The following is a 19,185-nucleotide window of genomic DNA, read 5'->3' on the forward strand; positions in this document are numbered from 1 at the left end:
ATGATGCGCTTTCTGTTCTACACCCATTCGCTTGTCTCGGACTGGAACCACGGCAACGCCCATTTCCTGCGCGGCGTGATGCGCGCCCTGAACAGCCGCGGCCACGGTACCTTGGCGCTGGAGCCCGAGGACAGCTGGAGCCGCCAGAACCTGATCGCCGATGGTGGCCAGGCGGCACTGGATGATTTCGCGCGCACCTTCCCGGACCTGCGCTGGCAGATCCACGACGCGGATTTCGACCACGAGGCCGCGCTGGACCAGGCCGATGTCGTGATCGTCCACGAATGGACCGACCCGGCGCTGGTGGCGCGCATCGGGCGGTACCGTCGGCAGGGCGGGCGATTTACGCTGATGTTCCACGACACCCATCACCGCGCGGTCAGCGCGGGCGACGAGATCGGGGGGATGGACCTTGCCGGCTATGACGGCGTCCTGGCCTTTGGCGAGGCGCTGCGCGAGCAATACCTGAAGGGGGGCTGGGGCCGGCAGGTGTTCACCTGGCACGAGGCGGCCGACACGACATTGTTCCACCCGCTGCCGGAGATCGTCCCCGAGGCCGACCTGATCTGGGTCGGCAACTGGGGCGACGGCGAACGCAGCGACGAGTTGGAGGAGTTCCTGATCGGCCCGGTGGAGGCGCTGGAACTGCGCGCCTCGGTCCATGGGGTGCGCTATCCGGATCACGCGCTGGACCGCCTGCGGCAGGCCGGGATCGCCTATCGCGGCTGGATGCCGAATGCGCGCGTGCCGCAGGCCTTTGCCCGCCATCGCGTCACGGTCCATGTGCCGCGCCGGCCCTATGTCACCGCCCTGCCCGGCATCCCCACCATCCGCCCCTTCGAGGCCCTGGCCTGCGGCATCCCGCTGGTCAGCGCCCCTTGGCACGATGCCGAGGGGCTATTCCGGCCGGGCGACATCCGCTTTGTCGGCAACGGCCAGCAGATGCGCCAGCAGCTGCGCCTGCTGCTGAACGACCCTGCCGCCGCCGCCGAACAGGCGCAGCGCGGGCTGCAGACGATCCTCGACCGCCACACCTGCGACCATCGCGTCGAACAGCTGCTGGCCATCCTGACCACCCTGCAACAGGTCCCCGCCAAGGAGGTTACCGCATGAACCGCGTCGCATTCTACGGCTCCAGCCTGCTGTCCAGCTACTGGAACGGGGCCGCCACCTATTACCGCGGCATCATCAAGGCGATGGCGGGCCATGGCTTTGACGTCACCTTCCACGAACCCGATGCCTTTGACCGCCAGTCGCATCGCGACATCGAGGTGCCGGACTGGGCCCGCGTCAACGTCTGGCCCGCCACGCCCGAGGGCCTGTCCGAGGCCGCCGCCCGCGCCGCCGAGGCCGACATCGTCGTCAAGGCGTCGGGCGTGGGCTATGCCGATGACCAGATCCTGACGCAGGTGATGGCCGCCGCCCGGCCGGACGCGCTGCGCGTCTTCTGGGACGTGGACGCGCCCGCGACGCTGGCCGCCATGCAGGGAAATCCCGACGATGCGCTGCGCCGGATGCTGCCGGAGCTGGACCTGGTCCTGACCTATGGTGGCGGCGATCCGGTGATCGAGGCCTATCGCGCCTTGGGTGCGCGCGACTGCATCCCGATCTACAACGCGCTGGACCCGGATACGCATCACCCGGCGCCGCCGCAGGACCGCTTTCAGGCCGATCTGGGCTTTCTGGCCAACCGCCTGCCCGACCGAGAGGCCCGGGTGGCCGAATTCTTCCTGCGCCCCGCCTTTGCCCTGCCGGAACGCCGCTTCATCCTGGGCGGCTCGGGCTGGCAGCAGGAGCAGATGCCGGGCAATGTCCGCTGCATCGGTCATGTCGGCACCGCCGACCACAATGCCTTCAACTGCACGCCCCGCGCGGTGCTGAACGTCGCCCGCGACAGCATGGCCGCGACCGGCTTTTCCCCCGCCACCCGCGTCTTCGAGGCGGCCGGCGCGGGGGGCTGCCTGATCACCGATTACTGGGAGGGGATCGAGCTGTTCCTGCGCCCGGACGAGGAGGTCCTGGTGGCACGCGACGGCCAGGACGTGGCCGACCTGATGTGCAACCTGCCGGCCGAACGCTTTGCCATCATCGGCGACAATGCCCGGCGGCGCGTGCTGGCCGAACATACCTATGACCGTCGCGCCGAACAGCTGCGCGAGGTGCTGCAGCAGGCCCGTTCCCGCCACCGGGCGCCGCAGTCGGAGGTGGCGCTATGACCCCGCCCGACATCGTGATCTTTGGCCTGTCGCTCAGCTCGTCCTGGGGCAACGGCCATGCGACCACCTTCCGCGCCCTGCTGCGCGGTCTTCATGCCGAAGGCAAGCACGTGCTGTTCCTGGAACGCCGCCAGCCCTGGTACCAGGACCATCAGGACCTGGCCGATCCCGACTTCTGCCGGCTGGAATTCTACGACGACATCGACGCCGTGCTGGAGCGTCATCGCGACACCCTCCGCAGGGCGGGCGCGGTCATCGTCGGCTCTTATGTTCCCGAGGGCCGGCTGCTGATCGACGCGCTGCACCGGCTGCCGCTGCAGCGGCTGTGCTTTTACGACATCGACACGCCCGTCACGATGGACCTGCTGGACCGGGCCGAGGAAACGCATCTGGCCCGCCGCCAGATGCCTTGGTTCGACGCCTATTTCTCGTTCTCGGGGGGGCGGGTGCTGGACCGGCTGCGCGAGGTCTATGGCACGCCGAACCCGCAGGCGCTGTACTGCTCGGTCGATGCCGAGGCCTATGGCCCGATGCCGGTGCCGCGTCGGTGGGACCTGGGCTATCTGGGGACCTACAGCCCGGACCGGCAGCCGGGGCTGGAGGCACTGCTGATCGAACCCGCCCGCCGCCTGCCGCAGATGCGCTTTGTCGTGGCGGGCTCGATGTTCCCCTCTGACATCGACTGGCCGGCGAATGTCGAGCGCATCGACCACCTGCCCCCCGCGCAGCATGCCGAGTTCTACAACGCGCAGCGATTTACCCTGAACATCACGCGCGAGGCGATGCGCAGGCTGGGCTGGTCTCCCTCGGTCCGCCTGTTCGAGGCCGCGGCCTGCGGCACGCCCATCATCTCGGACCGCTGGCCGGGCCTGACCGACCTGCTGCCCGAAGGGCAGGCCGTCCTGCTGGCGGACGGGACCGACGACGTGGTCGCCGTGCTGCAGGACACGGACGATGCCGCGCGCGACCGGATTGCCGCCACCGCGCGGCGGATCGTGCTGGACGACCATACCGGCCGCGCCCGTGCGCAGGACCTGATCGGGGCGCTGCAAGCCACCGCCCCGTCGGCCGCCAAGACCATTGCAGAGCAAGGAGCCTGAGCATGCAGCAGATGACAACCTTCAAGCCGACTGTTCTGGTCGCCGGCGGTGCCGGCTTCATCGGATCGCATCTCTGCGAGGCGCTGCTCTATCGCGGCCATCGCGTGATCTGCGTGGACAGCTTCTTGTCCGGCCTGCGCGAGAATGTCCTGCCGCTGACCAACCACCCGGGCTTCACCCTGATCGAGGCGGACGTGACGCAGCCCCTGACCATCGGCGGGCCGGTCGAACAGGTCTACAACCTCGCCTGCGCGGCTTCTCCGCCGCAATACCAGGCGGACCCGGTGCACACGATGATGACCAATGTGCTGGGCTGCGGCAATCTGCTGGACCTGGCCGAGGCCAAGGGCGCGCGCTATCTGCAGGCCTCGACCAGCGAGGTCTATGGCGACCCGTTGGCCCATCCGCAGACCGAGGATTACTGGGGCAACGTGAACTGCACCGGCCCCCGAGCCTGCTATGACGAGGGCAAGCGCGCGGCCGAGACGATGTGCTTCGACTATCTGCGTCAGGGCCGGGTGGATGTGCGGGTGGCGCGGATCTTCAACACCTATGGGCCGCAGATGCGTCCCGACGACGGGCGGATCATCTCGAACCTGATCTGCCAGGCGCTGCAGGACAAGCCGATGACCGTCTATGGCGACGGCACGCAGACGCGGTCCTTCTGCTATGTCTCGGACCTGGTGCGGGGACTGATGGCGCTGATGAACGTGGCCGAGACACCGGAGGGCGCCGTCAACCTGGGCAATCCCGGCGAATTCTCGATCCTCGAACTGGTGGACATCATCCGCGACCGCCTGCCGGGCGTCGCGCAGCCGGTGTTCATGGCCCTGCCGACGGACGATCCGCAGCGGCGGCAGCCCGACATCACCCGCGCCCGGACCCTGCTGGGCTGGCAGCCCAAGGTGCCGCTGGACGAGGGCCTGGGGCTGACGATCCCGTGGTTCGCGGCCCAAGTCCAGGTGAGCCCGGCCCCGGTTCCGGTCCGGACCGGACGGGTCGCGGCCAGCAGCCTGGCCCGTTGAAAGGAAACCGCCGCCGATGATCCGGCGGCGGCCCCTGGCAATCAGTTGGCGTAGCGGCGCGCCATGGTCGACAGCGACAGTGGCGTGATCCGGTCCGCATTGCCGGCGGTGCCGAAGGCCTCGAAGCGGGCCTTGCAGACCTCGGCCATCGCGGCCATCGCGGGCTTGAGGTACTTGCGCGGGTCGAACTCGGCCGGATCCTCGGCAAAGGCCTTGCGGATTGCGCCGGTCATCGCCATGCGGTTGTCGGTGTCGATGTTCACCTTGCGCACGCCCGAACGGATGCCGCGCTGGATCTCCTCGACCGGGACACCCCAGGTCGGGCGGATGTCGCCGCCATAGCTGTTGATGATGGCCTGCAGATCCTCGGGGACCGAGCTGGAGCCGTGCATCACCAGATGCGTGTTGGGCAGGCGGCGGTGGATCTCCTCGATCACGTTCATGGCCAGGATGCCGCCGTCGGGCTTGCGGGTGAACTTGTAGGCGCCGTGGCTGGTGCCCATGGCGATGGCCAGGGCGTCCACGCCGGTATCCTCGACAAAGCGCACGGCCTCGTCCGGGTCGGTCAGCAGCTGGTCATGGGACAGCTTCTCGGTCGCGCCGTGGCCGTCCTCCTGGTCGCCCATGCCGGTTTCCAGGCTGCCCAGCACGCCCAGCTCACCCTCGACCGACACGCCGCAGGCATGGGCCATCTCGGTCACACGGCGGGTGATGTCGGCGTTGTAGGCATAATCGGCCGGCGTCTTGCCATCGGCCTTCAGGCTGCCGTCCATCATGACGCTGGTGAAGCCGTTCTGGATGGCGGTGGCGCAGGTTTCCAGCCCGTTGCCGTGGTCCAGATGCATGCACAGCGGGATATCCGGGAAGGCGCGCGCCAGGCCCGAGATCAGGCCGGCCAGCACCAGGTCATTGGCATAGCTGCGTGCGCCGCGGCTGGCCTGCAGGATGACCGGCGAGCGCGTCGCCTCAGCGGCCTGCATGACCGAAAGGCCCTGCTCCATGTTGTTGATGTTGAAGGCGGGCACGGCATAGCCATGCTCGGCGGCATGGTCCAGCAGCTGGCGCAGGGTGATCATGGCCATGGGGTCATCCTTTTCTTTCGGTCAGGTAGTCGTGGATGGCGGCGACCTCGTCGGTCGCGCCAAAGATGAGGGGGGTCATGTCGTGCAGGCCCGTGGGCACCCGGTCCAGGATCGCGCCGCGGCCGTCGGTGGCCTGCCCGCCCGCCTGTTCGATCAGAAAGGCGACCGGCACGCATTCATAGATCAGCCGCAGGCGGCCGTTCTCATATCCCGGCCGCGCATCGTCGGGATAAAGAAACACCCCGCCCTTCAGCAGGATGCGGTGCAACTCTCCCACGGCGGCGGCCAGCCAGCGCATGTTGAAGTCGCGCCCGCGCGGGCCGTCCGTCCCGGCGCGCAGGTCGCGCGCCCAGGCCTGCAGCCCCGGCGCCCAGTGACGTTCGTTCGAGGCGTTATAGGCGATGGTCGAGGCCTGGGGCTTCAGCCGCAGCCCTTCGCGCGCAATGCGAAAGCCGGTGCCGTCCTCGAAAGTCGCGACATGCACCCCCTGACCGGTCGAGAACCCGAAATCCACCGAATGCCCGAACGAGGCATAGCCTGCCGCCACCGCCGTCCGTCCGGGGCGCAGAAAGCTGTCCTGGTCCGCCGGCAGGACGCTGAACAGCATGCCCAGGGGCGCGCCGATCCCGATGCTGCCTGAGCCGTCGATCGGGTCGATGGCCACGTCGAATTCGCCGCCGTCGTTCAGCCGGATCACGGACTCCGCTTCCTCCGACAGCACCTGCCGGACGCCCGCCCGGCGCAGGACGGCGATCATGTGGTCATGGGCCGCCAGATCCAGCGCCTTCTGCTTGTCGCCGCTGTCGTTGGTGCCGACGATCGCCTCTGGGTCGCCATGCAGCCGACCCGCCGCCAGGCGCGCGGCCAGGGGCGGCAGCGCCTTGGCGATGGCGCGAACGATGGGCCCGGGGCCCGGGCCCTCCAGCACTTCCGAGAGCAGCGGGCCGGTCGCGGACCTGTCATTGGGCAAGCGCAGCATCATGCCCTGCTACCCCTGGCATCGACGGCGGTCCCGTTCCGGGCCAAGCGGCGGCCCTCGTCCCAGGTCATCGTGCGGGCCCGCGGGGCAGCGGCGATGGCCTTGGCCGATCCCTTGCCCCGGCCATCGCCTGTCATCGCCCTTGTCATTGGAATGTCCTTCCTCATGGCCGGCGCCCTGTTCATCCTGCTGCCGCTGTTCTTTCCGAAATCCGACACGTCATTCCCCCGCAATGGTCAAGGCGATGCCCGCCCGTTCGATCGCGGCGCGATCTTCGGGGGCGGGGGACGCATCGGTGACGACCATGTCGAAGTCCGACAGGTCGGCCAGGGCGTGCAGCGCGCTGCGGCCAAAGCGCTGGTGGTTGACCAGCAGCACGCTGCGGCCGGCCGCGCGCATCATCGCCTGCTTGACCCGCACGGCGCCCTCGTCGATGTGAAAGGCCTGCAGGCCGGCCACCGCCGGGGTCGAGATGAAGGCCAGATCGGCGCGCAGCCGGGACAGCGCGCTTTCCGTCACGATCCCGAAATAGCCGTTGAACCTGGCGCTGTAGATCCCGCCAAGCGCGATCAGCGTGACGCGCGGCGCGTCCTTCAGACGCTCGATCACGGCGGCATTGTTGGTGATCACCGTCAGCGGCGCGCATCCCGCCATCCGCGCGCCCAGCAAGGCCGCCATCGAGCCGTCGTTGACCATGACGGTCATCCCCGGTTCGACCATGGCCAGCGCGGCACGGGCCATGCGGTCCTTGGCGTCGCCATCCTGCAGCGCGCGGACGCGAAAGTCGCTTTCGAACCGCGTTCCCGGCTCGATCGTGGCGCCACCGCGCACCTTGCGCAGCAGGCCCGCCTGCTCCAGGTCGTCCAGGTCGCGATGGACGGTCATCTTGCTGACCGCAAACCGATCCGCCAGATCGTCCAGATCAACCGAGCGGGTTTCCACCAGCAGATCCATGATCGCCTGCCTGCGTTCGTCCCGCTTCACCGTCGCCTCCGCCTGTTCGCGGGCGTTCTAACACGGTCACCGGCGGGAACAACATGAACTTTGTTACTTTGTGATTTTCCGCTGTGATTGCGCTAGCAGGCGACCTGTCAGCAGGCGGCGTGCATTGCGACCCGCAGCGCGGCCGGGGTCAGCGCCGCCGGGTTCGCCTTCATCGAGGATGAGCTGGCCGCCGCATCGGCCGCCGCCGCCTGCGCGCCCGCATCGATACCCTGCGCGGCCAGCCCCGGCAGGCCCGCAGACCGCGCCCAGTCCGCCAGCAGCCCTGCCGCCGTCGGAACCGTGGCATCCGGATGCCCGAAGGCCGCGCCGATCCAGCCGCCGACCTGATCCAGCCGCGCCGCCAGACCCGCGTCCGTCACCGCATCCCGGTTCGCCACCAGCACATGCGGCAGCAGCGCGCCGCAGATCGCGCCATGGGCGGCCCCGGTCAGCCCGCCCAGGGGACCCGCCAGCCCATGCACCGCGCCCAGGCCCGCATTGGCCAGCGCCAGGCCGCCGCAGAGGCTGACCCAGGCCATTTCATCGCGGGCCTGCGCATCCTCGGCCTCCATCAGGCGGCGGATCGCGGCCAAGCCGCGCGGGATCGCATCACGGCACAGCGCATCCGTCAGCGCATTGGCCCGCGTGCAGACATAGGGCTCGATCACCTGGGTGATGGCATCCAGCCCCGAGGCCAGCGTCACTCCGCGCGGGCAGCCATCCGTCAGCGCCGGGTCCACGATGGCCAGGCGTGGCAGCATCCGCGGGTCGCGCAGGCTGACCCTGCGGCCCTGTCCGGGCACGCCGATCACCGCGTTGCGCGTGACCTCGGCGCCGGTTCCGGCCGTCGTGGGGATGGCGACGAAGGGCAAGGGCGGGTGATCCAGCGGCAGGCCCCGGCCCACCACCTCCAGATGGTCCAGCATCGGACGGCTTGCCGGGATCAGCGCCGCAATGGCCTTGCCTGCATCGATGACCGCGCCGCCGCCCATCGCGACCACGACCTGCGCATCGCCTGCGGATTCAACCCCCGCCGCGATCAGCGCCATGTCGGGCTCCTGGGCGACGGCCAAGGCCTGGACCGTGCAGCCTGCGGCCCGCAGCCCCTGCGCCAGGCCGGCGCTGCGTCCCGGATCGCGGCCATGAACCAGCAGAACGCGGCGGCCCAAGGCCGCGACACGGTCCGGCGCAGCCGTGGACTGTCCCCGTCCGAACAGGATTTCGGTCGCTGTGGCAAAGGCAAAGGGGGCTGGCATGGCAGGCTCCGGCTGACTGGGCTTTTCCCAGATATCCGGCCTATCGGCGCCGCTGTCGATAGGTGGCGGCGGGCAACCCGGGCGCGGCCCGCCGATCGTCGCGCGGAACGGGTGCAGGCGACGCCGATGTCCCGGCACCGCCTGCGGATGGATCAGGCAGCCTGCGCCTGGTCCAGCGTGGCCAGCTGCCGCTCGACCGCCAGCATCTGCGCCACGGCATTGGCGGCCTCGGCGCCCTTCTTCACGAAATGCTCGCGGTAGAAGCCGGTCAGCAGTTCCGTTTCCTGGTAGTTGTGCGGCGTCAGCGACACCGAAAAGACCGGAACATCGGTCTCCATCCCGGCCTGCATCAGGCCAGAGACGACGGCCTGCGCCACGAAGTCATGGCGATAGACACCGCCATCCACCACCAGCGCGGCGGCGACCACGGCGTCATACTTGCCGGTCCGGGCCAGCTTCTTGGCCAAGAGCGGCATCTCGAAGGCGCCGGGCACGTCCCAGGCCTCGACGGTGGCGCCGGGCATCAGGCGCGACGCCTCGGCCAGGAAACCGTCATGCGCGCGGTCCACGACATCGGCGTGCCAGCGGGCCTTGATGAAGGCGATACGAGGAGTGTTTGTCATCTTGCAGGAACCTTACGTTGCTTCGCGTTAGGTCCCAAGGCATGCACCTCATCCGGCCCTTGCGGGACCGAATGCGGTTCTCTTCCATCCGGACTATACCGTCGGCCCCGGAATTTCACCGGATCTGCTGACCCTTTCCACAGGGGAAAGGCGCTCGCGGGCTGTCACCGCCGGTGGGGAATTTCACCCCGCCCTGAGAACATCCCGAAGATAGCCTTTCCGACGCCCCGTGCAAGGACCGATACGGCAAATTCCGGTACGATTGCGACAGGTCACAGCGGCTCGATGTCGCCCCGGGCCCGTTCGGCATGGAAATCCGCAACGAAAGCGTCCAGGCGCTGCCCGGCGATCGCCTGCCGCAGGCCCTCCATCAGCCGCTGATAGTAATGCAGGTTGTGCCAGGTCAGCAGCATGCCGCTGATCATTTCGCCCGCGCGGAAGACATGGTGCAGATAGGCGCGCGAATAGCCGGTGCAGGCCGGGCAGGTGCAGCCTTCCTCCAGCGGGCGCGGGTCGTCCTGGTGGCGGGCGTTCTTGATGTTGACCTGCCCGCGCGCGGTCCAGGCCTGCCCCGTCCGCCCCGACCGCGAGGGCAGAACGCAATCCATCATGTCGATGCCGCGCTGCACGGCGCCCACGATGTCGTCGGGCTTGCCCACCCCCATCAGGTAGCGCGGCTTGTCCGCCGGCAGGAACCCCGGGGCATAGTCCAGGACGCCGAACATCGCCTCCTGCCCCTCGCCCACCGCCAGGCCCCCGACGGCATAGCCGTCAAAGCCGATGCCCTTCAGCGCTTCGGCCGATTCCTCGCGCAGGTCGCGGGTGACGCCGCCCTGCATGATCCCGAACAGCGCGTGCCCGGGCCGGTCGCCGAATGCGTCCCGCGACCGCTGCGCCCATCGCATCGACAGGCGCATCGAATCCGCCACCGCCTGATCGGTCGCCGGCAATGCAGGGCATTCGTCAAAGGCCATCACGATGTCGCTGCCCAGCAGGCGCTGGATCTCCATGCTGCGTTCAGGGGTCAGGTGGTGCTTGGAGCCGTCGACATGGCTGGAAAAGGTCACGCCTTCCTCGGTCAGCTTGCGCAGGCCGGCCAGGCTCATCACCTGGAAACCACCCGAATCCGTCAGGATCGGCCGGTCCCAGTTCATGAACCGGTGCAGCCCGCCCATCCGCGCCACCCGTTCCGCGCCGGGGCGCAGCATCAGGTGATAGGTGTTGCCCAGCAGGATGTCGGCCCCCGTCGCCCGCACGCTTTCGGGCAGCATCGCCTTGACTGTCGCCGCGGTGCCCACCGGCATGAAGGCGGGGGTGCGGATCTGGCCGCGGGGCGTGTCGATGACGCCCGTGCGCGCCGCGCCGTCGGTCGCCTGGAGGGTATAGGAAAAACGCGTCGTCATCACCGGGCCTGTCGCTGGAACCGGAACGGTGTAGCGGCACGGACCCGGGTGTGCAATGCGCGCCACTGGACCGCGGGCGGTGCCTGCCCTATATAATTGGTCGGAATTGAAGGATGACGCGATGACCGAACCCCTGATGGAAGGCGCACCCCTGATCGCGCCCTCGTCCACCGACCATCCGCTCTACGAGGCGGTCGTGGAGGCCTGCAAGACAGTCTATGACCCGGAAATCCCGGTGAACATCTATGACCTGGGGCTGATCTACACGATCGACATCAGCGACCAGAACGAGGTCCGGGTGATCATGACCCTGACCGCGCCCGGCTGTCCCGTCGCGGGCGAAATGCCTGGCTGGGTCGCCGATGCGGTCGAGCCGCTGCCCGGCGTCAAGCAGGTCGACGTCGAGATGACCTTCCAGCCGCAATGGGGCATGGACATGATGTCCGACGAGGCCCGGCTGGAACTGGGCTTCATGTAAGGACCGGCCGCGGAACCCGGCGCCCTAGGGTCCGGCCCTCTCGCAACCTTTCGCGGGGCGCCGGCCTTGAAGGACCGGGGTGCCGGTGACTATCTTTGAGCCGAGCCAGAAGGATTTCGTCGATGTTCGCCATTCCCGGCACCGCGCCCGTCACCATCACCCCTGCCGCCGCCGCGCAGATCTCGCGGCTGATGTCGGGCATGAACGCCCATGGCCTGCGCATCGGCCTGAAGAAGGGCGGCTGCGCCGGCATGGAATACACGATGGAACTGGCCGAGGCCGCCGCCCCCAACGAGGCCGTGGTCGAACTGGACGGCGCCCGTGTCCTGATCGCCCCGATGGCGCAGATGTTCCTGTTCGGCACCGAGATCGATTATGAGACCGGCCTGCTGGAATCCGGCTTTCGGTTCCGCAACCCGAATGTCACCGATGCCTGCGGCTGTGGCGAATCCGTGCGCTTTGAGCCGCTGGAAGGCAGCCGCGCGCAGGACTGACCTGCCGCCAACGCTATTGCGGTTTCCGAAACTGGCGGGTTAAGTCCCCGGCAGCACAAGGAGGACCCGATGGCACCGCGCAAACTGGCTGCAGGCAACTGGAAGATGAATGGCGACCTGGCGTCGCTGGATCAGGTCGACGCATTGGTGACGGCCGCCGCGGGCGCCGGTTGCGACGTCCTCATCTGCCCCCCTGCCCTGCTGGTGTATGCGATGGCCACCCGGGTGGGCACGGGAGAGCTGCTGGTCGGCGGGCAAGATTGCCATGCCAAGGCCTCGGGCGCGCATACCGGCGACATCGCGGCGGCACAGCTGCGCGATGTGGGGGCCACCCATGTGATCCTGGGCCATTCGGAACGCCGCGCCGACCATGCCGAGACCGATGCCATCGTCGCCGCCAAGGCCGAGGCCGCCCATGCGGCGGGCCTTGTGGCGATCATCTGCCTGGGCGAGACCGAGGCCGAACGCGACGCAGGTTCCACCTTGGACGTGATCGCCGCGCAGCTGGCCGGATCGGTGCCCGAAGGCGCGACCGCCGCCAATACCGTCATCGCCTATGAGCCGGTCTGGGCCATCGGCACCGGCCGCACGCCCACGGTCGATCAGATCGCCGAGGTTCATGCCCTGTTGCGCGACCACCTGGCCGCGCGGCTGGATGACGGCGCCGATGTCGCGCTGCTCTATGGCGGCAGCGTCAAGCCCGGCAACGCGGCCGAGATCTTTGCCATTCCCCATGTGGACGGGGCCCTGGTCGGCGGCGCCAGCCTGAAGGCCGGCGACTTTGCCCCGATCATCGCCGCGCTGGACGCCGCCTGACCGCAGGCGGCATTTTCACCATTGCACCGCCTGATGCCCGCGGGTAATCAGGCAGCACTGGCACCCGTAGCTCAGCTGGATAGAGCGCTGCCCTCCGAAGGCAGAGGTCACAGGTTCGAATCCTGTCGGGTGCACCAGAAATCCCCAGATACGAATGCCGCCCGACCACGGTCGTCTGGTTGGCATCCTGAACTGCAACGCCAAGCCTGCCGCGGTGCGGCAGGCTGCATCGTCTTGCGCAGGATCAGAAGCCGAAGGAGAAGCGGCGGGTGACGCCCAGGCGCAGCGACGGCTGGTAGGGCTCCAGCACGACCGGCGAATCCGCCGCGTCGCCGATCAGGCGGCCATAGCGCACCTCGCCCAGGACGGCGGTGTTGTCGGACAGGGCATAGCGCGCCTCGAAGGTGATCGCCGCCTCATTCGCACCGCTGCCGGGGGCATAGGTCGGCAGGCCGCTGGCGGCGCTCTCGGCCTCGGTCACGCCGAAATAGGTGTCATTGAAGCTGTCATTGCCATAGACGACCTGCGCCCCCGACCACAGGGTGACGCGGTCGCTCAGGTCGGTGCGGTATTTCGCACCCACTGCCCCGGTCACGCCCTCATGTCCGCCAAAGCCACGGCGCACCGTGCCATAGGCGGTCACCGGACCCGCGCCATAGGCCAGACGCAGCCCCAGTTCATAGGCGCGGTCGATGTCTTCCAGCCCCTCAAGCGCGGCGCCGTCGTCGCCGTCGCGCGCGCCCTTGATGCCGAACGAAGGCGAGATCGAAAAGCCCTGGGCCTGCGCTTCGCCTGGTGTTCCAAAGCCCGCGTTGCGCCAGATGATCCAGGGCGTCACGTCGCCGTCATCCGCACCCGGATAATTCGGCCCCGCCGCCGCCCCCAGACCCACATCCGCCGAAAAGGTGCGCCCGCCCGCAGCGCCGAAATCCTGCGCGTGAAGCGGTGCGGCGAACAGGACGGCAAAGGCCAGGGCAAGTTTCATGGGGTCGATTCCAGCTGAAGGATGATCAGCACATGTTGAACGTTCGGGCGCCCCTGCACAACCGCAACCGGCGCCGTCGGGACGACGCGCCGCATTTCGGCAACAGCCGCCGGCTCAGACGTTCTCGGCCGCTTCCAGCTTTTCCAGCGCGCCCATCCACAGCTCTTCGGCAAAGGCCAGGGCGCGAACCGCCTCGGCCCGCTTCCTGCCCCATTTTTCGGCCTCGTAGGGATCGTTGTAAAGCCCCGGATCGGCCAGCTTGACGTCCAGCTTGCCCATCATCTCGGTCAGCTTCTGCACCCGCTCCTCGGCCTTGCGGGCCTCGGCGCGCAGCGCCAGCACGGCATCGCGCGACGGACGCTTGGGGGCCGCAGGCTTGGCCGGTTCGGCGGGTTTTTCGGCGGGCGCATCGCCCGACAGCAGGAACTTGCGATAATCGTCCAGATCGCCCTCGTAGGGAGCGACGGCGCCGTCCTTGACCAGCCACAGCCGGTCCGCGACCAGGCCCAGCAGGTGCATGTCGTGGCTGACCAGCACCACGGCGCCGGTATAATCGTTCAGCGCCTCGGACAGCGCCTCCCGGCTTTCGATGTCCAAGTGGTTGGTCGGCTCGTCCAGGACCAGCAGATGCGGCGCGTCGATGGTCGCCAAGAGCAGCGACAGGCGTGCTTTCTGGCCGCCCGACAGCTGGCCGACCTTGGTCTCGGCCTGCGCCTCCATCAGGCCGAACCCCGCCAGCCGGGCGCGCTGTTTCGCCTGCCCCTCGTTCGGGCGGACGGATCGGATATGGTCCAGCGGCGTCTCGTCCAGATGCAGCTCATCGACCTGGTGCTGGGCAAAGTAGCCGACGCGCAGCTTGGAGGAGCGCGTCACCTTGCCCTCCATCGTGCCCAGCCGCTCGGCCAGCAGCTTGGACAGGGTGGACTTGCCCTGACCGTTGCGGCCCAGCAGCGCGATCCGGTCGTCTTGATCGATACGCAGATGCAGCTTCTTCAGCACCGCGCGGTCGCCGTAGCCGACCGAAACGCCCTCCATCGCCACGATGGGCGGCGACAGTTCCTCGGGCTGGGGAAAGGTAAAGCGGTGGAACTTGGCCTCTTCGGGGGCCGTGATCGGCTCCATCTTGGCCAGCATCTTGACGCGGGCCTGAGCCTGGCGGGCCTTGCTGGCCTTGGCGCCAAAGCGGTCGACGAAGCTTTGCAGATGGGCGCGGCGGTCCGACTGCTTCTTGGCCTCGGCCGCCAGCAGCGCCCGCTTTTCCGCGCGGATCCGGGTAAAGCTGTCATAGCCGCCGGTATACAGCGTCAGCTTCTTGTTCTCGAGATGCAGGATATGGCCGACGGCGCGGTTCAGAAGGCCGCGGTCGTGGCTGATGATGATCACAGTGTGCGGATAGCGGGCCAGATAGCCCTCCAGCCACAGCGCGCCTTCGAGGTCCAGATAGTTGGTCGGTTCGTCCAGCAGCAGCAGGTCGGGCTGCGCGAACAGCACACCGGCCAGCGCCACCCGCATCCGCCAGCCACCGGAAAAGTCGCTGGTCGGGCGCGCCTGGTCGGCGGTGCTGAACCCCAGGCCGTCCAGGATCGTGGCGGCCCGCGCCTCGGCTGACCAGGCGTCGATGTCGGTCAGCCGGGTCTGGATCTCGGCGATGCGGTGCGGGTCGGTCGCGGTGGCCGATTCGGCCATCAGCGCCGTGCGCTCCTGGTCGGCGTCCAGAACCGTGTCCAGGACCGAGCGGCCGGTGGCCGCGCTTTCCTGCGCCACGCCGCCGATGCGGGCGCGGTTCGGCAGGCTGATCTCTCCGCCGTCCAGCTGCGACTCGCCGCGGATCAGGCGGAACAGCGTGGTCTTGCCTGCCCCGTTGGGGCCGACCAGGCCCACCTTGTGGCCTTCGGGAACGGTAGCGCTGGCCCCTGCGAACAAGGGGCGGCCCTGAATGGAATACGAGATGTCATCGATGCGCAGCATGGGCGCGGCATGGCGCATCGGGGGCGGGCCGTCAATGCCCTGGGCGGAAGGTCGCAGCACGATCCGGGGCGGCTTGATCTAAGTTATGTGATACTATAACAGACTAGCCAGCCATTCAGAGGAGCCTGCCATGAGCGAAGATCGCCGCCTTCCCGTTACCGTGCTGTCCGGCTTTCTGGGCGCGGGCAAGACGACGCTGCTGAACGGCGTGCTGAACAACCGCCAGGGCCTGCGCGTCGCCGTGATCGTCAACGACATGTCCGAGGTGAACATCGACGCGGACCTGGTCCATTCCGCCCTGGACGGTGGCGAGGCCGGGATGACGCGCACCCAGGAAACCCTGGTCGAGATGTCGAACGGCTGCATCTGCTGCACCCTGCGCGAGGATCTGCTGGTCGAGGTACGCAACTTGGCCCTCAGCGGGCGCTTTGACTACCTGCTGATCGAATCGACCGGCATCGCCGAGCCGCTGCCGGTGGCGACCACCTTCGAATTCACCGATGCCGAGGGGCGCAGCCTGTCCGACGTCGCCCGGCTGGACACGATGGTCACCGTCGTGGATGCCGTGAACCTGCTGGGCAACTTTTCCAGCCATGACTTTCTGGCCGACCGCGGCGAGGTCGCGGGTGCGGGCGACGGCCGCACCCTGGTCGACCTGCTGACCGACCAGATCGAATTCGCCGACATCGTCGTGCTGAACAAATGCGGCGATGCGGGGTCTGAGCGGGTGGATGCCGCCCGCAAGATCATCCGCGCCCTGAACGGTGATGCCCGCATCATCGAGACCGACCACAGCCGCGTGGCGCCGCGCGACATCCTGAACACCGGGCTGTTCGACTTTGACCGCGCGCATAACCATCCGATGTGGGCCAAGGAGCTTTACGGCGCCGCCGACCACACCCCCGAAACCGAGGAATATGGCGTCGCCAGCTTTGTCTATCGCGCCCGCCGGCCCTTCGAGCCGCGCAAGATCTTCGAGCTGCTGAACGGCCCGCTGCCCGGCGTCATCCGGGCCAAGGGACATTTCTGGATGGCCACGCGCCCGGACTGGGTCGCCGAATTCTCTCTGGCAGGCGCGCTGTCCAGCGTCCGTCCGCTGGGGCAATGGTGGGCGGCGATCCCGCGCGAACGCTGGCCCGGCCATGACGAAAGCCGGGCCTATCTGGCGCGGCACTGGGCGGAACCCTTTGGTGATCGCCGGCAGGAGCTGGTCTTCATCGGCACCGGGATGGACGAGGATCGCCTGCGCGCCCGCCTGGATGCCTGCCTTTTGGGCGAGGAATGGGGCGAGGATCCGCAGGCCTGGGCGCGCCTGCCCGATCCCTTCCCCGCCTGGCGCCGCGCGACCGAGGTGGCGGCATGAACAAGCCCGTCACGCTGCGCCTGGCCACGGCGATGAACGAATCCGCCGACCCGCGCGTCCTGGGCACCATCGCCATGCCCGGCGTGGCAGTTGCGATCTGGCACCGCAGACCGGCACCCGACTGGCAGGCCTGGCTGGATGCGCTGCCACCGCAAAACCTGCCCCGCCTGCGCCAGGTGCTGCGCCCGAAGGATGCGCCCGCCGCACTGGCCGCCGCCTGCGACGCCGCGGGGCTGGCGCCCGGCCCGCATCGGCGCGCCCTGATCGCCGACATCGCCAGCCTGGCCCTGCAGGCAGCCCACCACCTGAACGCCCTGCTGATCAACCTTCATCTCAAGGTCAGCGCGGGCCAGGACTGCCCGAGATGGCATCTGGATGCGGTCGATGCACGGCTGCTCTGCACCCTGCGCGGGGCTGGCACGCAATTCGGACCAGCCTCGGCACCGGCGGAGGTTTCGGCCCTGCGGCAGGTTCCGACAGGCAGCGTGGCGCTGTTCCGGGGGCGGAACTGGGCGGGTGAGACCACGGGCATCCTGCACCGCTCGCCCCCGGCCATCCCCGGCCAGACCCGTCTGCTGGTGGTGGTGGACGCCGCGGCCGAGGCGGCCTCGTGCTGAGCCCGCGGCCGCAGCGGGGCGCCAACCTGGGCCAGACCGCGCAGCGCCTGCGCCGCCGCACGCGCGACCCAATGGCCGCCTTTGACGCGCTGCCGCCCGCCCTGCGGCTGTGGCTGTCGCAGGCGGCGCTGCCCTGGTCGCCAGCCTCCTGCCTGCGCCTGTGGCAGAAGGCCCGCGACCGGGGCGCCAGCATCCCGGAGGCGCTGGAATCCCTCGACCGCGCCGAGGCCAAGGCCCTGCGGCGCGAGGCCCGCAGCCCGTTCCGGCCGGATCGTGCCGCTTGACCCGGGGGCAGCCGGGCCGGCACTGGCGACAGGGGGACACGCTGCCTATCTGCCGATGATGAGGAACGGATCGAAAGGATATTCCTGATGCGCAGCGTCACCCATGACCGCTTCGGCGAACCCGCCGAAGTCCTGCACATGACCCAGACGGGCCGGCCCGAGCCAGGCCCCGGCCAGGTGCTGATCCGCGTGATCCTGTCACCGATCCACAATCACGACATCTGGACCATCCGCGGCACCTACGGCACCAAGCCCGCCCTTCCGGCAACCGGCGGCAGCGAGGCGGTGGGCATCGTCGAGGCGACGGGCCCCGAGGTCGATCCCGCCCTGCGGGGCCGCCGCGTGGCCGTCGCCGGGCTGAAGGGATCCTGGGCCGAATATGCCCTGACGGAGGCCGCAGGCGTCATCCCCGTGCCGGACGAGATGCCCGATGAGGCCGCGGCCCAGCTGATCGCCATGCCCTTCAGCGCCATCACGCTGCTGGAATTCCTGAAGGTATCGCCCGGGGACTGGGTGATCCAGACCGCCGCCAACGGCGCCGTGGGCAAGATCATGACCGTGCTGGCCGCGTCCCGTGGGGTCCGGCTGGTGAACCTGGTCCGCCGCCCCGAAGCGGCCGAGGAACTGGCCGGCATGGGCATCGCCAACATCGTCTCGACCTCGGACCCGGACTGGATCTCGCGCGTCCGCAACCTGGTCGGCCCGGACGGCGCGCGCGCCGCCGTGGACTCCGTCGGCGGCGAGGTCGCCGCCGGCCTGATCGAGCTCCTGGGACAGGAAGGGCTGCTGGTCACCTTCGGCTCGACCACGGGCGAGGCACTGCAGCTGCCCGCCGGCCCAATCATCTTCAAGCACCTGTCGGTCAAGGGCTTCTGGGGCGCCAAGGTCATGCCCGCCACGCCCCCCGAAGACCGCCAGCGCATGTTCGGCGAGTTGATGGGCCTGGTCATGGGCGGGCAGCTGGACCTGCGCTCGGGCGGCAGCTTCGGCCTGGACCAGCCGGCCGAAGCCGCACGCGCGGCCCTGACCCCCGGTCGCGAAGGCAAGATCATGTTCCGCCCCTGAACCTGCCATGCTTCCGGACCCCGCCCGCGCCGGCGGGGTCACCCCAGGCCGGTCTCGCGCAGATAGTGACGCACCGCATCGGCCACGTGCCGGAACCGGTCGCCGCCCAGATGCTTGCCGCCATACCAGCGGGTCACGATCACCACGTGATCCTGCAGTCCCGCCCGCTCCAGCATCTGCAGGATCAGGGCCGCCGCGCCGCTCTCTCCGTCGTCGTCACGGACAGGTTCGCCCCCAAAGATGGCGGCCCAGCTGTGATGGGTGGCCTTGGCGAAACGCTTGACCTGCCGCAGCTCGGCCAGCATCGCCGCAACCTCGGCCCGGCTGGCGGCAGGCCCGCCCGATACCGCATATTGCGATCCGCGGTCGGAAATGATCTTGTCGAAAACCTTCACTGGCGACCTTCTTCCTTGATCCACTGTCGCGATTGGGACGGCGCCCCCTGCT

The 19,185-nt window shown here is 68.8% G+C and carries 20 protein-coding genes, 1 tRNA gene and 1 riboswitch; of the genes, 12 read left to right on the forward strand and 9 right to left on the reverse strand.

Annotated features, from left to right (window positions below):
* Positions 1-3 precede the first annotated feature (3 nt).
* Genes ACNR9W_RS12175 through ACNR9W_RS12190 form a run of 4 tightly spaced genes read left to right on the forward strand, consistent with a single transcriptional unit; the run spans position 4 to position 4,341 of the window.
* Positions 4-1,113 (forward strand): CgeB family protein, encoded by a 1,110-nt coding sequence (locus ACNR9W_RS12175; protein WP_419268912.1) that lies wholly within the window; start codon positions 4-6, stop codon positions 1,111-1,113.
* Positions 1,110-2,216 carry a CgeB family protein gene (locus ACNR9W_RS12180; protein WP_419268913.1) on the forward strand — a complete coding sequence of 369 codons (1,107 nt, stop codon included), beginning with the start codon at positions 1,110-1,112 and terminating at the stop codon, positions 2,214-2,216. The genes ACNR9W_RS12175 and ACNR9W_RS12180 overlap by 4 nt, the downstream gene beginning before the upstream one ends.
* On the forward strand, positions 2,213-3,316 hold the full coding sequence (locus tag ACNR9W_RS12185; RefSeq protein ID WP_419268914.1) for a CgeB family protein: 1,104 nt from the start codon (positions 2,213-2,215) through the stop codon (positions 3,314-3,316). Before ACNR9W_RS12180 ends, ACNR9W_RS12185 begins: the two co-directional genes overlap by 4 nt.
* Before the next feature lie 2 nt (positions 3,317-3,318).
* Positions 3,319-4,341 carry a UDP-glucuronic acid decarboxylase family protein gene (locus ACNR9W_RS12190; RefSeq protein WP_419268915.1) on the forward strand — a complete coding sequence of 341 codons (1,023 nt, stop codon included), beginning with the start codon at positions 3,319-3,321 and terminating at the stop codon, positions 4,339-4,341.
* Between the two features lie 41 nt (positions 4,342-4,382).
* Here the strand turns inward: ACNR9W_RS12190 and fba are convergent, their stop codons facing one another.
* The 6 genes from fba to tgt form a co-directional block, all read right to left on the reverse strand.
* Positions 4,383-5,423: a class II fructose-bisphosphate aldolase gene (gene fba, locus ACNR9W_RS12195; RefSeq protein ID WP_419268916.1), complete on the reverse strand. Its 1,041-nt coding sequence runs from the start codon at positions 5,421-5,423 to the stop codon at positions 4,383-4,385.
* Between the two features lie 4 nt (positions 5,424-5,427).
* Positions 5,428-6,405 carry a class 1 fructose-bisphosphatase gene (locus tag ACNR9W_RS12200; RefSeq protein WP_419268917.1) on the reverse strand — a complete coding sequence of 326 codons (978 nt, stop codon included), beginning with the start codon at positions 6,403-6,405 and terminating at the stop codon, positions 5,428-5,430.
* A gap of 216 nt (positions 6,406-6,621) precedes the next feature.
* On the reverse strand, positions 6,622-7,386 hold the full coding sequence (locus ACNR9W_RS12205; protein ID WP_419268919.1) for a DeoR/GlpR family DNA-binding transcription regulator: 765 nt from the start codon (positions 7,384-7,386) through the stop codon (positions 6,622-6,624).
* Positions 7,387-7,493: 107 nt separating this feature from the next.
* The gene (locus tag ACNR9W_RS12210) at positions 7,494-8,642 is read right to left on the reverse strand and encodes an iron-containing alcohol dehydrogenase (protein WP_419268920.1); all 1,149 of its coding nucleotides are present in this window, start codon (positions 8,640-8,642) and stop codon (positions 7,494-7,496) included.
* 152 nt (positions 8,643-8,794) lie between these two features.
* A complete protein-coding gene (locus tag ACNR9W_RS12215; protein WP_419268921.1) occupies positions 8,795-9,265 on the reverse strand; it encodes a 6,7-dimethyl-8-ribityllumazine synthase in 471 nt (156 codons plus the stop codon).
* A 72-nt stretch (positions 9,266-9,337) separates the two neighbouring features.
* Positions 9,338-9,470: riboswitch (FMN riboswitch) on the reverse strand.
* Between the two features lie 67 nt (positions 9,471-9,537).
* Positions 9,538-10,668, reverse strand: coding sequence for a tRNA guanosine(34) transglycosylase Tgt (gene tgt / locus ACNR9W_RS12220; protein ID WP_419268922.1), 1,131 nt, complete (start codon positions 10,666-10,668; stop codon positions 9,538-9,540).
* 121 nt (positions 10,669-10,789) lie between these two features.
* Here tgt and ACNR9W_RS12225 point away from each other — a divergent pair, with 121 nt between their 5' ends.
* The 4 genes from ACNR9W_RS12225 to ACNR9W_RS12240 all read left to right on the forward strand — a co-directional run bounded on the left by ACNR9W_RS12225 (position 10,790) and on the right by ACNR9W_RS12240 (position 12,593).
* Entirely contained in the window at positions 10,790-11,146 is a 357-nt protein-coding gene (locus tag ACNR9W_RS12225) for an SUF system Fe-S cluster assembly protein (protein WP_419268923.1), read from the forward strand.
* A 122-nt stretch (positions 11,147-11,268) separates the two neighbouring features.
* The gene (locus tag ACNR9W_RS12230) at positions 11,269-11,640 is read left to right on the forward strand and encodes a HesB/IscA family protein (RefSeq protein ID WP_419268924.1); all 372 of its coding nucleotides are present in this window, start codon (positions 11,269-11,271) and stop codon (positions 11,638-11,640) included.
* A gap of 69 nt (positions 11,641-11,709) precedes the next feature.
* Positions 11,710-12,456: a triose-phosphate isomerase gene (gene tpiA / locus ACNR9W_RS12235; RefSeq protein WP_419268926.1), complete on the forward strand. Its 747-nt coding sequence runs from the start codon at positions 11,710-11,712 to the stop codon at positions 12,454-12,456.
* Between the two features lie 60 nt (positions 12,457-12,516).
* Positions 12,517-12,593: transfer RNA gene (locus ACNR9W_RS12240), tRNA-Arg, on the forward strand.
* A 107-nt stretch (positions 12,594-12,700) separates the two neighbouring features.
* Here ACNR9W_RS12240 and ACNR9W_RS12245 read toward each other — a convergent pair.
* Together ACNR9W_RS12245 and ACNR9W_RS12250 are read right to left on the reverse strand one after the other, a co-directional pair.
* Positions 12,701-13,441 carry a MipA/OmpV family protein gene (locus ACNR9W_RS12245; protein WP_419268928.1) on the reverse strand — a complete coding sequence of 247 codons (741 nt, stop codon included), beginning with the start codon at positions 13,439-13,441 and terminating at the stop codon, positions 12,701-12,703.
* A 114-nt stretch (positions 13,442-13,555) separates the two neighbouring features.
* Positions 13,556-15,409: an ABC-F family ATP-binding cassette domain-containing protein gene (locus ACNR9W_RS12250; protein ID WP_419268929.1), complete on the reverse strand. Its 1,854-nt coding sequence runs from the start codon at positions 15,407-15,409 to the stop codon at positions 13,556-13,558.
* Positions 15,410-15,539: 130 nt separating this feature from the next.
* Here ACNR9W_RS12250 and ACNR9W_RS12255 point away from each other — a divergent pair, with 130 nt between their 5' ends.
* The 4 genes from ACNR9W_RS12255 (at position 15,540) to ACNR9W_RS12270 (ending at position 18,738) form a co-directional block, all read left to right on the forward strand.
* The gene (locus ACNR9W_RS12255; RefSeq protein WP_419268931.1) at positions 15,540-16,772 is read left to right on the forward strand and encodes a GTP-binding protein; all 1,233 of its coding nucleotides are present in this window, start codon (positions 15,540-15,542) and stop codon (positions 16,770-16,772) included.
* A complete protein-coding gene (locus ACNR9W_RS12260; protein ID WP_419268932.1) occupies positions 16,769-17,389 on the forward strand; it encodes a DUF1826 domain-containing protein in 621 nt (206 codons plus the stop codon). The genes ACNR9W_RS12255 and ACNR9W_RS12260 overlap by 4 nt, the downstream gene beginning before the upstream one ends.
* Positions 17,383-17,673 (forward strand): DUF6525 family protein, encoded by a 291-nt coding sequence (locus ACNR9W_RS12265; protein ID WP_419268934.1) that lies wholly within the window; start codon positions 17,383-17,385, stop codon positions 17,671-17,673. The genes ACNR9W_RS12260 and ACNR9W_RS12265 overlap by 7 nt, the downstream gene beginning before the upstream one ends.
* Before the next feature lie 87 nt (positions 17,674-17,760).
* Positions 17,761-18,738 carry a zinc-binding dehydrogenase gene (locus ACNR9W_RS12270; RefSeq protein ID WP_419268935.1) on the forward strand — a complete coding sequence of 326 codons (978 nt, stop codon included), beginning with the start codon at positions 17,761-17,763 and terminating at the stop codon, positions 18,736-18,738.
* A 38-nt stretch (positions 18,739-18,776) separates the two neighbouring features.
* Here ACNR9W_RS12270 and ACNR9W_RS12275 read toward each other — a convergent pair whose 3' ends face one another.
* Complete coding sequence (locus ACNR9W_RS12275) at positions 18,777-19,133, reverse strand: YigZ family protein (protein WP_419268936.1); 357 nt, start codon at positions 19,131-19,133, stop codon at positions 18,777-18,779.
* Positions 19,134-19,185: the final 52 nt, after the last annotated feature.

It is taken from the genome of Paracoccus sp. T5 (assembly GCF_048538155.2).
Classification (GTDB): Bacteria; Pseudomonadota; Alphaproteobacteria; order Rhodobacterales; family Rhodobacteraceae; genus Paracoccus.